Source organism: Planctomycetota bacterium (assembly GCA_035574235.1).
Lineage (GTDB): Bacteria > Planctomycetota > MHYJ01 > MHYJ01 > JACPRB01 > DATLZA01.
The window spans coordinates 1-11,914 of sequence record DATLZA010000200.1 but is presented as its reverse complement, the minus strand read 5'-3'; the positions used below and the strand labels follow the sequence as shown (position 1 = coordinate 11,914).

At 67.5% G+C, this 11,914-nt stretch carries 20 protein-coding genes; 17 read left to right on the top strand and 3 right to left on the bottom strand.

Annotation, left to right across the window (positions count from 1 at the left end; all coding sequences use genetic code 11):
• The 3 genes from VNO22_18775 to VNO22_18765 all read right to left on the bottom strand — a co-directional run.
• On the bottom strand, positions 1-180 hold a 180-nt coding region (locus VNO22_18775), incomplete at its 3' end, for a hypothetical protein (protein HXG63423.1).
• Positions 181-220: 40 nt separating this feature from the next.
• The gene (locus VNO22_18770; GenBank protein HXG63422.1) at positions 221-583 is read right to left on the bottom strand and encodes a hypothetical protein; all 363 of its coding nucleotides are present in this window, start codon (positions 581-583) and stop codon (positions 221-223) included.
• Positions 584-1,112: 529 nt separating this feature from the next.
• Positions 1,113-1,250 (bottom strand): hypothetical protein, encoded by a 138-nt coding sequence (locus VNO22_18765; GenBank protein ID HXG63421.1) that lies wholly within the window; start codon positions 1,248-1,250, stop codon positions 1,113-1,115.
• A gap of 207 nt (positions 1,251-1,457) precedes the next feature.
• Here VNO22_18765 and VNO22_18760 point away from each other — a divergent pair, with 207 nt between their 5' ends.
• From VNO22_18760 to VNO22_18680, 17 genes are all read left to right on the top strand, one after another.
• Positions 1,458-1,724, top strand: a complete 267-nt coding sequence (locus tag VNO22_18760; protein ID HXG63420.1) for a hypothetical protein — start codon at positions 1,458-1,460, stop codon at positions 1,722-1,724.
• A complete protein-coding gene (locus tag VNO22_18755) occupies positions 1,711-2,109 on the top strand; it encodes a hypothetical protein (protein ID HXG63419.1) in 399 nt (132 codons plus the stop codon). Before VNO22_18760 ends, VNO22_18755 begins: the two co-directional genes overlap by 14 nt.
• A gap of 282 nt (positions 2,110-2,391) precedes the next feature.
• Positions 2,392-2,604 (top strand): hypothetical protein, encoded by a 213-nt coding sequence (locus tag VNO22_18750; GenBank protein HXG63418.1) that lies wholly within the window; start codon positions 2,392-2,394, stop codon positions 2,602-2,604.
• 107 nt (positions 2,605-2,711) lie between these two features.
• Entirely contained in the window at positions 2,712-3,098 is a 387-nt protein-coding gene (locus VNO22_18745) for a hypothetical protein (GenBank protein HXG63417.1), read from the top strand.
• Positions 3,088-3,429, top strand: coding sequence for a hypothetical protein (locus VNO22_18740; GenBank protein HXG63416.1), 342 nt, complete (start codon positions 3,088-3,090; stop codon positions 3,427-3,429). Before VNO22_18745 ends, VNO22_18740 begins: the two co-directional genes overlap by 11 nt.
• 193 nt (positions 3,430-3,622) lie before the next feature.
• Positions 3,623-4,096 (top strand): hypothetical protein, encoded by a 474-nt coding sequence (locus VNO22_18735; GenBank protein ID HXG63415.1) that lies wholly within the window; start codon positions 3,623-3,625, stop codon positions 4,094-4,096.
• A 151-nt stretch (positions 4,097-4,247) separates the two neighbouring features.
• Complete coding sequence (locus VNO22_18730; protein HXG63414.1) at positions 4,248-4,556, top strand: hypothetical protein; 309 nt, start codon at positions 4,248-4,250, stop codon at positions 4,554-4,556.
• A gap of 101 nt (positions 4,557-4,657) precedes the next feature.
• A complete protein-coding gene (locus VNO22_18725) occupies positions 4,658-5,377 on the top strand; it encodes a hypothetical protein (protein HXG63413.1) in 720 nt (239 codons plus the stop codon).
• 106 nt (positions 5,378-5,483) lie between these two features.
• Positions 5,484-6,317 (top strand): PD-(D/E)XK nuclease family protein, encoded by an 834-nt coding sequence (locus tag VNO22_18720; protein HXG63412.1) that lies wholly within the window; start codon positions 5,484-5,486, stop codon positions 6,315-6,317.
• A 5-nt stretch (positions 6,318-6,322) separates the two neighbouring features.
• Complete coding sequence (locus tag VNO22_18715) at positions 6,323-6,673, top strand: hypothetical protein (protein HXG63411.1); 351 nt, start codon at positions 6,323-6,325, stop codon at positions 6,671-6,673.
• Positions 6,674-6,768: 95 nt separating this feature from the next.
• Entirely contained in the window at positions 6,769-7,179 is a 411-nt protein-coding gene (ssb, locus tag VNO22_18710) for a single-stranded DNA-binding protein (GenBank protein ID HXG63410.1), read from the top strand.
• Between the two features lie 153 nt (positions 7,180-7,332).
• Positions 7,333-8,268 carry a DUF932 domain-containing protein gene (locus VNO22_18705; GenBank protein ID HXG63409.1) on the top strand — a complete coding sequence of 312 codons (936 nt, stop codon included), beginning with the start codon at positions 7,333-7,335 and terminating at the stop codon, positions 8,266-8,268.
• Positions 8,269-8,280: 12 nt separating this feature from the next.
• Positions 8,281-8,586: a hypothetical protein gene (locus VNO22_18700; protein HXG63408.1), complete on the top strand. Its 306-nt coding sequence runs from the start codon at positions 8,281-8,283 to the stop codon at positions 8,584-8,586.
• A complete protein-coding gene (locus VNO22_18695) occupies positions 8,528-8,839 on the top strand; it encodes a hypothetical protein (GenBank protein HXG63407.1) in 312 nt (103 codons plus the stop codon). Before VNO22_18700 ends, VNO22_18695 begins: the two co-directional genes overlap by 59 nt.
• Before the next feature lie 132 nt (positions 8,840-8,971).
• Positions 8,972-9,298 (top strand): helix-turn-helix domain-containing protein, encoded by a 327-nt coding sequence (locus VNO22_18690; GenBank protein ID HXG63406.1) that lies wholly within the window; start codon positions 8,972-8,974, stop codon positions 9,296-9,298.
• Positions 9,299-9,481: 183 nt separating this feature from the next.
• On the top strand, positions 9,482-10,474 hold the full coding sequence (locus tag VNO22_18685; protein ID HXG63405.1) for a hypothetical protein: 993 nt from the start codon (positions 9,482-9,484) through the stop codon (positions 10,472-10,474).
• Positions 10,465-11,235, top strand: coding sequence for a hypothetical protein (locus tag VNO22_18680; protein HXG63404.1), 771 nt, complete (start codon positions 10,465-10,467; stop codon positions 11,233-11,235). Before VNO22_18685 ends, VNO22_18680 begins: the two co-directional genes overlap by 10 nt.
• Positions 11,236-11,914 lie beyond the last annotated feature (679 nt).

Genomic DNA, 11,914 nt, shown 5'->3' with positions numbered 1-11,914 from the left:
GCGCCGACCGGTGTACTTTTCCAGATCCGAAACCATGGCGGCGGCCGCCGGACCCGGCGCCACCTTCCAGCGATCGCCCCACGGGTCCGTGCGCGTCAGCGGCGCATTGCCGGCGTAGAGATATGACTCGAACGGCCGGTTGAACCGCAGAGGATCCGTCTGCGAAAACGGCCCACCCACGTTTTCATCTCGCGGTGAAGGCCCGAAGAAGCATAAGGAACTACTTGGGGGAAGAAGATCCCTCGAGCCCCCCGATAATGCAATTCACCTTTCGCAATTCGTAGGGCGCACTTACCGCATCACTTGCTGCCAGCCTCTCAGCGAGCTTTCGCAATGCTGGTAGCGCGTCGGCAATCTGGAATTCAGATATCAGATGCAGGGCATCGAACCGAACCTTGGGATCCTCGGATAATGTCCAGTCTGAAATAACCTGGTCGGCAAGCTGACGTTCGCTCTCATCGAGCTGGCCGTAGAAAGCGTCGAGTCTCTCCAAGGCCCGCTGTGAATCTTTCAACAATTGTGCCTCTCGATCCGCCGCTTGCCGGCATGCATCCATCGTTGCACGACACTCTTCAAGGTTCATCGGTGGATAACCTCGATGAATTCTGGAGGGATGGAATACGGGAAATGTAATTCGTACCCACCCCCCGGCACTCCCAAGTTCATGCTGACGCGTCTTACCTTCGGTATCTCATAGCCAGATCGGCGCAGTCCTGCAAGGTCGATCCGCAGAAGTGCGCCAGGTAGCCCGCGATTGGGCGGAAGTATAGTGCACCCGATTTCCTTGGACACTGGAGAAGACAGGACAGAGTAGGGCCAAGGAAGGAGCATGCATGATGGGAACGAGGGGTAACGGGGCGCCTGCGTCGAGCGGGCGAGGCCAAGGAGAGCGCCCACCGGAGTCAAGGGTCGGCGAGCGGAGCGCCGGCCCGCAAGAGGCCGCCCTTAGCAACGTAAGCCGACCTGCCGAAATAAACCGGGCGCGGCCCGGAAGCGGGAAAACACTGTCGAGCCCGCTGACGGTGAGCTTTCGGCAGGCGTGCGTCGCGCGGAATTCTTCGCGACACCGCGCACGTCTTGAGCCCCTACGGCGATGAAGCCGCCGTCAGCGCCTAACGGTACTTCCAGGGCATCCAGGCCTCGGCGTTCTCGGCCATCTGTCTGGCGTGGCACAGGAGCTCCACTAGGTACGGGAAGGCGTTAACCCCGTTGATTTCCGCCGTGTCGATGAGGCTCAGAATGGGGCGCACCCCACGAGCCCCCCTTCGCGGCCGGGAGCGCTCTGAGAGCCGACCGAGCGACAGGAATCCACTGACGGCCCGAATCCAACCCCCCGCCCAAGCTCCTCCTGCGGCTCGAAGGGGCCCAAGAGCACGCGCCATAAAAACGAATCTCCCGCCATTTTCCCTGAAAGGTCCCGCGCCGGGCCAACTACGCAGGGTGGAGACCTCGAAGGAATGGCGAAACGCAAGACCCCCGCCAGAACCCCCGCCCCGGAGCGGCCCTTCACCCTCCGCCGGGGCCTCCTTTACCACGGAGGACACCTCCTGGCCGTCCCGCCGCTCCTCGTCTCCCTGTGCCTGGCGCGGGCGGGCCTCGAGAGGACCTCCTGCTCAAGCTCCCTCCCTCCCGCCGTCGGCCAACGGATCCTGCGAATCGGTACCTATCTCGTCGCCCGGGCCACGCTCCCTTACATCGGAGGACACACCGATGAACCCGCCTGAAAACGCGCCCTCGAACCGCTGGGACAAGCTCCCGCCCGGCCTCCGTCGCCTGCTCGAGAACGTCCCCGAACGCGACTGGCCCCGCATCCGCGCCTTCCACATCCAGACCGACGAGGAAGCCGAACTGGCCGCCACCCTGCCCCTGGCCCGCCGGGCGATCGAGCTCTGCCCCCCCAAAATGATCGCCCGCATCCGCGCCAAGGAAATCACCGGCACCCAGGTGGACGAGGCCTACCGCAAGCTCCACGACTCGATCCACGCGGTCCGCGAGGCACTCCTGCAGCTCTTCGAAATCGCCGGTGTCCCCCTCGATCCCTCCGGCCGCCGCCCGTACACCCGGAAAATTCCGGCTCCCGCCGACGCCCAACCGACCGCGCCGGCATAGCCGCCCGATTCTGCTCTTTGACATCCTGACCCGCTTCGTCCGACCCCTCGGATGAGGCGACGATCCGAAGTGGCCTTTCCCCACGTCCCGGAAAGCGCCTCTCCCACGGATCGCGGCGACCCCGCCCCCATCTTCCCCCCTCCCCCCCGGGGGAAGGTGGGGGCGCCCCGCAGGCGCCGGCGGGGGATCCAGGGTCGCCGCGATCGGCCGGCCCGGGCTTCCGGCGGCGCCCTTGCCTGCCCGGTCCGCACGGGAACGGCGCTTCGGAAAGGACTCGGGGATATGCAGACGCCGCACGACGACGATGAGGGACTTCTTCTTCCCGAACGATTCGCCGGCAAGCTCCTGGCCGAAGCGGCCCGGATCCTCAACTTCATCGCGCTTCTGGCCCGCTCGTACCGCCCCCCGGAGTTCGTGCGCTTCCTCAACGCGCTCGCCCGCGGGCTCGAACGGTTCCGCAAAGATCCCTCGTGGACGCGCTCCCGCCGCCTTTGACGTGCACGCACGCCGCGTGGAATCGAGAGCCTCCCCGCCGGCATCCCCCGCCGGGGAGCCTCTGGGTTCCTGCAAGCCCCGCATCCCTCTTTTAAGGAGATCCTTCGATGCCCACCCCCCTGGACGCGCCTCCCGCCCCGGCCGCCGCCGATTTCGCGCTCGTCGAATACCGGGGACTCCTCCCCCGCCCCGCGGCGGAGTTCCTCTCCGGCCTCTCCGACTGGGACCGGCCGACCGTCTACCCCGCGCTCGGCCGCTTCGAGGAAGTGCGGTCGCTCCTGCGCGGCGCCCGGATCCTCCACCAGTGCCTCCGCGACGGCCCCCGCGCCGCCGCCCGCGGCCGCGTCACCTTCCAGGAGTTCATGGACGAAAAAGAGGCGCTCGTCGGGGAGATTCTCGCCCTGCGCCGCCGCATCCACGCCATGGCCGAAAAGCTCCACCTCCGGCTCCCCCGCATCCCCGAGAACGCCCGGGAGAAGCGCCATGCCGCCTGACGACGCCTTCGAACTCCTCGACGCCGACGGGACCTTCGTCGTGGCCCGTCCCCTCGGCCGCACCCGCTGCCGCGTGATCCTTTCGAACGCCTTCGCCGCCGGAGACATCCTCCGCAAGGCCGAACCCTTCTCCTGGACGGAGGCGGCCGCCGAGGGACCGGAAGGCACGCGACTTTCCCCCCACGACCTCGAGCGCGAACCCGAGGACGACCCCTCCGGCGAGCTTCCGGGAGACGACGACGTCTTCCTCGAAGCCCACCTCGAGGTCGAACGGCGCTCCCGAATCCCCCGGGCGCCCGGCCGCGCCCGAAAAGCTTCGCGCGCCGCCTGACGCGGCGCGCTTCGAAATCCTTCGCTCTCTGAAAATCGGGCCGCGAGAAAGAAGAAAGTTTTCGTTTCCCTCGTTCGGCCGCGTCTCGGACACGGCGCGGCTTGTGTCGATCGGGCTCCGTCTCCCCTCCCGTTCGGAGGGCGGCGGCGGCCCGCGTTGCGTGGTTTCGTTTCCCGTTTGCGGAAGGAGGATTATGGCCGTCGAAGGGATCGTCTCGAAGCTCGCCGGGCAACTCCTCGAAGCCCGGCGCCGGGTCGCCGAGGCCCGCGCCGGGGGCCGGGACTCCAGGATCGCGGAAGCCGCAATCCAGAGCCTGCGCCAGACCCTCGCATGCCTTTTCCAGCTCCGGCACTCGAAGGACCTCGGCCCCGGCACGTTCGTGCTCGTCGTCGAACCTCAGGGGTTTCTGTCCCTGCGCCACGGGGGTCAGGCGCTTCCCGTGGGAGAGGCCTACGTGCGGCACCTCTTCGAGGAGGCCGGCGTGCGCCTTCACCCCGGGCAGGCGATCGTCCTTGTCCCCCGCCTGGTGCGCCTCGTCGTCGAAGAGGCCCTGGCCGCCCTGGGCGCCGAAGAGGCGCGGATCCGCGACCGCAAGCGCAAGCTCGTGGAAGCGTTCCTCGCCGCCGAAGCGCTCGAGGCCGGCCGCGCGCCCCTCGGGGCCGCGTAGCCTCGACGTCCCGCCTCGCGACTTCTTCCCTGCTCGCCGACCCCCCTCGAGGGGGCGATTCGGTTCCTTCGAACCGGCCGCCTCCCGAGGTGGGAAGAGCGGCCGGAAGTTTCATTCCAGCCGCTCCCGCCCGGGAGCAAGGAGGATCGACGTGGATTCCCCAAGGACGTTCCGTCTCTTCAACGGCGCCCACGAAGCGCGCTTCGAGGTCGTCTCCGAGCACCGCTGGAGAGTCCTGCGCGCTTCGGAAGCGACCGGTCTGCGGACGGGGGACGAAGTCGCCCCCGTCCCGAAGATCTCCTGGCGCCAGGCCCGCCGGCGCGTCAACAGCCGCCGGACGGCGCTTTCGCCCAACCGTCTGGTGCTTCTGCGCGGCGAAGGATTCGAAAGGTCCGAATCCGAGATCGCCGCGCTCCTTCGGATCCGCCCGTGGGATCCGGATGTCCCTCCGGCCGCCTGAACGGCGCCGGACCTTCACCGCGCGTGTCGTCCTCCCGTCCCGGAGGCTGTTTGTGGAAGGCGCCTCCGGGGACGCGGAGGCGCGCGTGCGAGGATTCGCCCATGCCTCTCGAAGAGCGCCAAGGCGTTCTCGACCGGGCGACCGAGAAAGGGATTCTCCTGGGCGGCGTCCCCCTGACCTACTCCAAGTGGTTCCAGGGAGACCGCCTCTCGGAGGATGCGCTCGGTCGGACGGTCACGGTCCTGGTGGATCGGACCGACAAAGGGCAGTTCGTCAAGAAGGTCGTCTCGATCGGAGAGAAACCCGCCGGCGGCACGCCCCCCGCGGCTGGGCCCGGAGGAGGCTCCCCGCCGGGAGCGGCTTTCCCGCGACGGATCTCTCCCGAAGAGCTCGAGCTCAAACGCCAGGAACGCGTCCAGATCGCCCGCTCCGTTTCGATCGACCGGGCGATCGAGCTTTCCGCCAAAGGCCTTTCCCTCGAGCGGATCGCTCCGACCGTCAAGGCGATCGAGGAGTACCTTCTCTCGGGCCGGCTCTCCGGAGGCCTTCCGCCGTCCGGAGACGCCCCGTCCGCTTCGGAGCCTTCGCCCCGCGAAGCGCGTCCTTCGTCCCGGCCTCCGCGGCCGCTCTCCCAGGCGGTGGGCGCCCTCTTCAACGAGGCGCGCCGCGCCGGCCTCGTGGCCGACTGGAAGGCCTACGCGGATCTCGTGCGGTCTCTGCCCGGTCTGGGGGACAAAGACCCCTACACCCTGACGGCCGACGAGTTCGCCCGGGTCGAGCTTCACGTGCGAAAGGCCCTGGCGGAACACCGAGTCGCCTGAAGTCCCTTTCCCCCTCTTGGCGTCCCGTCCCGAGTCGTCCGGGCCGGCATTTCGTTTCATGCCCGCCCGAGACGACCGGGCGGGCGCCTTTCCAGGAACATCCTTCATGTACCCCTCCGACGATCTCGCTTTCCCGGATGCGGGCGAAGGCGTGCGCTACCATTCGTACACGGCTCTGGCGACGTACGCCGACGTCTGCGGCCTGCAGTACCGCTTTCGTTATCTCGACCGCCTGGCTCCGGAACGCGTAAGCTCCGCCCTCGTCTTCGGAAGCGCCGTCAACGCCGCGCTTCTGGCGATCGACGCGGACCTCGTCAAGGGCCGCGCTCCCCGCGTGGAGGCCGCCTGCGAGGTCCTGCGCTCGCGTCTCGAGGAAGCCTACGCCCCCGGCGGCCTTCCGGTCGTTTCGACCCGCGGGGAGTCGATCGAGGATCTCTACGCCCGGGGAGCGCGGATGCTCGGCCTCTACGCCGAACGCCTCCTTCCGGACGAGGTCCCGCTCGATCTCCCCCGCCGCTTCGTGGTGCCGCTTCTCGACGACCGCGGGGAAGCGCTCCCCCGGCCGCTCGCCGGTGAGTTCGACCGCCTGGTCCGAACCCGCGCAGGCCGCTTGGCGATCGTCGACTGGAAGACGGCTTCGAGCCGCTGGTCGCCGGATCGGATCCGCAAGGACGATCAGGCGACCGCCTACCTCCTGGCCGCCCGGTTCGCGCTGGGAGAGACCCCCGAGTTTTTCCGCTACGAGATTCTCCTCAAGACCGCCCGGCCCGCGATCGAAAGGCACGTGGTCCAGCGGACCGACCGCGACCTGCGGCGCTTCGTCCGCAAGGTCCAGGTCCTCGATCGGGCGATCCGGAGCGGCGTCTTCGTCCCCAACGACCGGTCGTTCGCCTGTCCCACCTGCCCCTACCGGGGGGCCTGCGAGAAATGGCAGGACTGACTCCGATGCTCCGTCCGGCGCGAAGTCTGGTCCATCCCGCCCTTCCCTACCTCGTGGCGGAGGATCTCCGCAAGGCGGGCGTGGAAGCGGTGGATCTCGATTCCGTCTCCGGTCCTTGCCCCGGCACGATCGTCGTGGCCCGCGACGCCGACGGGATCGATCCTGCGCGTCTTTCGTGGCCGAAGGACGGCCTCGTCCTGGTCGTGCGATTCCGGGCCGACCGGTCGCGCGAGGATCTGGCGGCCGGAATCCTTTCCGTTCTCGACGAGCTGCGGGCGGCCGGAGTGCGGCCCGCGGTGCTTCTCCTGGAGGCCCGGAGCCCGAAGCGCGTCCGGGCCCCCCGATCGGCGCTCTGATCTTCCGTTCGTTTTCGTCACCCCGGCCACGGGGTTTTCGCGTGTCGGCGTTCCCCGCGTGGCCGCGGGGCGCCTTTCCGTGTGGAGGCTTTCGGATGACGAACTTCAACCACGTCGTCCTGGTCGGCCGCCTGGCGCGGGATCCGGAGCTGCGGTACACGGCCCAGGGCAAAGCCGTCGCCCACCTCACCGTGGCGGTCAACCACCGCTACGTCAAGGAGGACGGCTCGAAGGTCGAAGAGACGGCCTTCGTGGACGTGACCGTCTGGAACCGCCAGGCCGAGGCCGTGGCGGAGTTTCTGACGAAGGGGCGCGCCGTTCTCGTCTCGGGCCGCTTGGTCCAGGATCACTGGCAGGACGAGGAGACGGGCCTCAAGCGCTCGAAGCTCCGCGTGGTCGCCCAGCAGGTGAGTTTCCTCGGAGGCGAGCCGAAAGGCGAACCCTCGGAGGAAGCCGAGCCGGCCGCCGAAGCTCCCGCTTCCGCGCCGCCGCGCGCCCAGCGCTAAGCCGGGTCCTGCGAGAGAGGGGTCGGGAGCCTCGGGACCGCGACGGGCGGCCTTCGCCGGCCGCCCGTCCGTCCGGCTCTCCTCATCCTCGTCGGGTGGTGAATGAGTTTCATCGGCAGGAGGTTTTCGGACATGCCTGCGAATGTGGAAAGCATGATGTACGTCGGTGAGGTTCCCTGGCACGGGATCGGCGTCGCTCTGGAGCGTCCGGCCACCGCGGCCGAGGCGATCCGGGCGGCGGGTCTGGACTGGGAGGTGGAGCTCCGGCCGGTCGAGACGGCGGGGGTGCAGATCCCCCGCGTGCAGGCGGTCGTTCGGACCGACCGCACGGAGCCGCTCGGCGTGGTGGGAGGGCGCTACCGGCCGGTCCAGAACGCCCAGGCGTTCGCCTTCTTCGACGCGCTCGTCGGGGCGGGCGAGGCGATGTATGTGACGGCCGGGTCGCTCGACCGGGGCCGGCGGATCTGGCTTCTGGCGCGTCTGCCGGAGGACGTGTGGGTGACGCACAACGATCCGGTCGGCCGGTATCTGCTTCTGACCAACAGCCACGACGGCGGGAGTCCCCTCCGGGCGCTTTTCACGCCCATCCGGGTCGTCTGCCGGAACACGCTTCTGGCGGCGCTCGAGAAGGCGGGGCGGACGGGCGTTTCGATCCGCCACGTGGGGGATGTTCTCGAGAAGGCCAAGGAAGCCCGCAAGCTCCTGGGTCTTTCGCGCAAGTACTTCGACGACTTCGCCGCTCAGGCGCGGGCGTTCGCCCGGCGGAGCCTGACGCCCGAAGCGCTGGCAGGTTACTTCAAGGATCTGGTCCCCGACCCCGCGGAAGGGGATCCTTCCCGGGCGATCGCGACGCGGGAGTCGCTCGTCGGGCTTTTCGAGTCGGGGAGGGGCAACGCCCTTCCCGGGGTGCGTGGAACGCTCTGGGCGGCGGTGAACGCCGTGGCCGAGTACGTGGACCACGAGCGTCCCGCGCGCCGGGCGGGCGGCGCGGCGTTGGCGGAGCGTCGCTTCGCCTCGGCGCTTTTCGGCTCCGGCGCGGCGCTCAAGGAGCGGGCCTGGAGCCGGGCCCTGGCTCTGGTCAATTCGTGAGAAAGGAGTCCCATGAGTTCTTCCCCGAGCAGTGCGGCCCAGGGTCCGCCCCGGCAGGGACGCCGGAGCGCCTATCAGGCCGCCAACTGGCATCTGGTGCGGGCGGGGCTGGCCCTGGCCGTCTCGGGCGTCCCCCAGGACGCTCCGGAGATCCGGGCGATCGCTTCCGCTCTGCGGGCGGTCAACGAGGCCGGCGGGCTGAGCGGCGGGGAGCCGCGGTTCGCGCCGGCGAAGTCTCCGTATGTGCGAAAGGAGGAACGTGGTGGAGTCCACCGAGCTGAAGGATCGGCCGGCGGCCCTCCCGGGAAGGTGGCCTGAGCGGGTCGTGGCGGATCTGGCCGAGCTTCTGGCCTCTCCCCGGGGGCTGTACCTGTCGCTGGGTCCCAAGGGCGCCGTCATGGCGGTCAAGTGGCTCCAGGCGCACGCCTTCGGCGAGGCGCGGATCGGCGGCTGGAACCGGATGACGCCCCGCCGGCGCGCGGAGGCGCTTCTCGAGTGGATCGAGCGGGCGGCCGACTATTGTCGGAAGCCCCGTCTCCGCCGCTCCTGGATCCGGGACACGGCCGTCTGAAGTCCTCTCTTCTTCCCCTCCCGGTCGGGCCTTGAGCCCGGACCGGGACGGGTCCGCCCGTCCCCCTCGATCCGGGGGCGGGCCGATCCGTCCCGCCTTTCTCGCGGCTCCGATTCTCTACGGGAGGTCCATATGAACGATCTGGACGTGAAAGGGATCCGTCGCGGGACCGAGCGCTCGAACGGGCGCGGCCGGTTCATCCCGGAAGAGCGGCCGATCGCGCCGGCGCGGTTGGACGCCCGGGAGGTTCTGCGGGGCCGCCTGGCCCTTACCGTTCCCGAAGTAGCCCGGCTTCTCGGCATCTCTCCGGCGGCGGTGCGCGGGATGATCCACGGCGGGATCCTTCAGGGCCGCAAGATCGGCGGAGGTCTGGAGCGGGTGACCTACATCGTGCCCACTCCGGGGCTTCTCGAATGGCTGGAGGGGAAGGCGGAATCCCCGCCCGCCGGAGCGGCCTGATCCGGCGGTTCGGCGAAAGCGATCTTCTTGCGGCCCCGCCTCCTCCCGGCCGGTGACGGCCTGGGACGCATCCCGCACATCCCCACCCGCCGCGCACGCGAGAAGCGCCTGCGCCGGCGAGAATAAACTTGATATTGAAGTATATAGATCATAAGTTTATACTTCATATCGAGATTTATATCCATGACCCCTCTTGCCGGCGACCTCGAAGCCTACTTCAAGGAAACCCTCGGCGATACCCCCGTCCTGACCCCTTGGAAGGAGGAACGACACCTCGCCCCCTTCCTTCGCGAGCGATACCGCTTCTTCAAAGCCCACCTCCTCGGCCGCTCGTGCCTGTTCCTGGCCGACCGAGAAAGCCATGAAGAAACCCCCGCCACGATCCGCAAGCACGTCGAGCAGGTGCAGGCCCGCTGGGAAGGGCCGGTCATCTATGTCCGCCGACACATCACGCCCTGCAACCGCCGGCGACTGGTCGATCAGAAGGTCCCCTTCGTCGTACCGGGCAACCAGATGTATTTGCCCATGGTGGGGCTCGACTTTCGGGAACATTTCCGAGGTTCCCGGCCGAAGCCCAGCGTCTTTCGGCCCTCCTCCCAAGCGGTATTGATTCACGCCCTTCTTCGGGGCGATGAGGATCTGAGCCCCACCGCGCTGGCCGCGAAACTCGGCTATTCGGCGATGGCCATGAGCCTGGCTCTCGACGAACTGGAAGCCGCGGGCATCGGGGAATCGAACGCCACCGGCCGGGGCCGCGAACGTCGCCTTCGACTGACCTTGCCCGGACCCGAGGTCTGGAAAAAGGCGGCTCCGTTCCTTCGAACCCCCGTCCGAAATCGTTCCACGATTCGCCAGATGCCGGGACGCAGAATCCGCGGTCCGCTGGCCGGATTGAGCGCCTTGGCGCAGTGTTCCTTGTTGGCCGAGCCCGACCTCATCACGATCGCCCTCGACCGCAAGGGCTGGAAGGCGTTGCACCACGGTGACCGGTTCGTCGAAGCCATGCCGGACGATCCCGACGGACGGATGGTCGAGATCTGGAACTACGATCCCAATCTCTTTGCCGGAGACGGCCGGGTCGATCCTTTGTCCCTGTACCTCTCTCTCAGGGACAACCCGGACGAGCGCGTCCAGGCCGCGCTCGATCAGATGATGAGGAAGGTCCCATGGCGGTAAGGGGGCTCGACCTCTTTCGGAAGCACTTCACGGGCCTCTCCGATCGATACGTGATCATCGGCGGAACGGCGTGCGTCCTCCTCATGGAGGAAGCGGGCCTGCCTTTCCGCGCCACGAAGGATCTCGATATCGTTCTCCTCGTCGAAGCCCTCGACGCGGAGTTTGGACGGAAGTTCTGGACGTTCGTTAAATCCGGAGGGTACCGCCTCCAGGAAGGGACCCGCGGGAAACCCAGGCTCTACCGCTTCCAGAAGCCCGCGAACGACGCCTATCCGGCCATGGTGGAGCTCTTCTCGCGGGCTCCTGACGCCCTCCCCATCGAACCGGCCGGCCGGCGGACGCCGATCCCGATCGATGAGGAAATTTCCAGCCTCTCGGCGATCCTCCTTGACGCGGATTATTACGCCTGGATTCAAGACGGGAGGCGGGTGATCCACGAACTTCCGGTCGTCGATGCCGTGCACCTCGTGCCGCTTAAGGCAAAAGCCTGGATGGACCTGCGCGCCCGCGCGGCAGCCGGCGAAGAAATCGACAGTCGGTCGATCCGGAAGCATAAGAACGACATCTTCCGTCTCTTCCAGGTCATCGCTCCCGATACCGACGTGAAGCCACCCCTCCGCATCGTCGAGGACATGCCATCCTTCCTTGAACAAATCGTGAAGGAGGAAGTGGACCTGAAGGCCCTGGGTTTGACAACGATCTCCCGGCAGGCTGTCCTCCACGGACTTCGCCGCCTTTATCGGGTCGAAGGCAAGCCGTAAGGCGGACCTTCGGAAGTGCCGGCGAAGGCCGTGCACGAAGAGCGTTTGAAGGTCCGAAGCTCCCCTGAACCCTGGAAGGGACGCCTGAGCGGCAGAACCCGTGCGGCCCGGAAACGTTTCACCATGTGTCTCTTGCCCGACCCGACGGAAACGTAAGCCTTGTCCTAGTTTGTCCTAAAGTCCATGTTTTCTGCGCCTTCCGCAGGCCTTCGAGACGCAAAAAGCGCACTAAAAATAAGTTCTATAAAATTAGGAAACCGCCGCTCTATCCAGCTGAGCTACCGGGGCGTGACGCGCGGCGCTTTCATTATACTCGCGCTCGCCCCTAAACGTGCCATCCGGCAAGCGCCCCGTTTCCTCCCTCTCGAGGAAGCGCTTGCCGAGTACGAGGGATGGTACGCGCGCAACCGCCGGCGCCATGTATCCCTCCTGGAAGGAGGCAGCAGGCGGCACGCTACCTCTTTTCCTCCTCAACGCCCAAGGCCTTGAGTGCCGACTTCGCGCGCGCTTCCAGGCAGGAAGAACAAGCGGTTCAAAGGGGGGTGCTCCCCATTTTTAGGGCCACCGAATATCTCAGTCCTCCGACCGGATCAACGTGGTCCCGCTCCTCATTTTCTTTAAACCCATAGTTTTTCCTCTTCGCGCGCCCTCACCCTCGGCGAGCGAAGCGAGCCCGGGG

Coding starts and splice junctions, on each gene's coding strand:
- VNO22_18745 (HXG63417.1), top strand. CDS start 2,712: ATGCCCACCCCCCTGGACGCGCCTCCCGCCCCGGCCGCCGCCGATTTC.
- VNO22_18760 (HXG63420.1), top strand. CDS start 1,458: ATGGCGAAACGCAAGACCCCCGCCAGAACCCCCGCCCCGGAGCGGCCC.
- VNO22_18740 (HXG63416.1), top strand. CDS start 3,088: ATGCCGCCTGACGACGCCTTCGAACTCCTCGACGCCGACGGGACCTTC.
- ssb (HXG63410.1), top strand. CDS start 6,769: ATGACGAACTTCAACCACGTCGTCCTGGTCGGCCGCCTGGCGCGGGAT.
- VNO22_18715 (HXG63411.1), top strand. CDS start 6,323: ATGCTCCGTCCGGCGCGAAGTCTGGTCCATCCCGCCCTTCCCTACCTC.
- VNO22_18770 (HXG63422.1), bottom strand. CDS start 583: ATGAACCTTGAAGAGTGTCGTGCAACGATGGATGCATGCCGGCAAGCG.
- VNO22_18735 (HXG63415.1), top strand. CDS start 3,623: ATGGCCGTCGAAGGGATCGTCTCGAAGCTCGCCGGGCAACTCCTCGAA.
- VNO22_18685 (HXG63405.1), top strand. CDS start 9,482: ATGACCCCTCTTGCCGGCGACCTCGAAGCCTACTTCAAGGAAACCCTC.
- VNO22_18700 (HXG63408.1), top strand. CDS start 8,281: ATGAGTTCTTCCCCGAGCAGTGCGGCCCAGGGTCCGCCCCGGCAGGGA.
- VNO22_18720 (HXG63412.1), top strand. CDS start 5,484: ATGTACCCCTCCGACGATCTCGCTTTCCCGGATGCGGGCGAAGGCGTG.
- VNO22_18690 (HXG63406.1), top strand. CDS start 8,972: ATGAACGATCTGGACGTGAAAGGGATCCGTCGCGGGACCGAGCGCTCG.
- VNO22_18755 (HXG63419.1), top strand. CDS start 1,711: ATGAACCCGCCTGAAAACGCGCCCTCGAACCGCTGGGACAAGCTCCCG.
- VNO22_18750 (HXG63418.1), top strand. CDS start 2,392: ATGCAGACGCCGCACGACGACGATGAGGGACTTCTTCTTCCCGAACGA.
- VNO22_18680 (HXG63404.1), top strand. CDS start 10,465: ATGGCGGTAAGGGGGCTCGACCTCTTTCGGAAGCACTTCACGGGCCTC.
- VNO22_18705 (HXG63409.1), top strand. CDS start 7,333: ATGATGTACGTCGGTGAGGTTCCCTGGCACGGGATCGGCGTCGCTCTG.
- VNO22_18725 (HXG63413.1), top strand. CDS start 4,658: ATGCCTCTCGAAGAGCGCCAAGGCGTTCTCGACCGGGCGACCGAGAAA.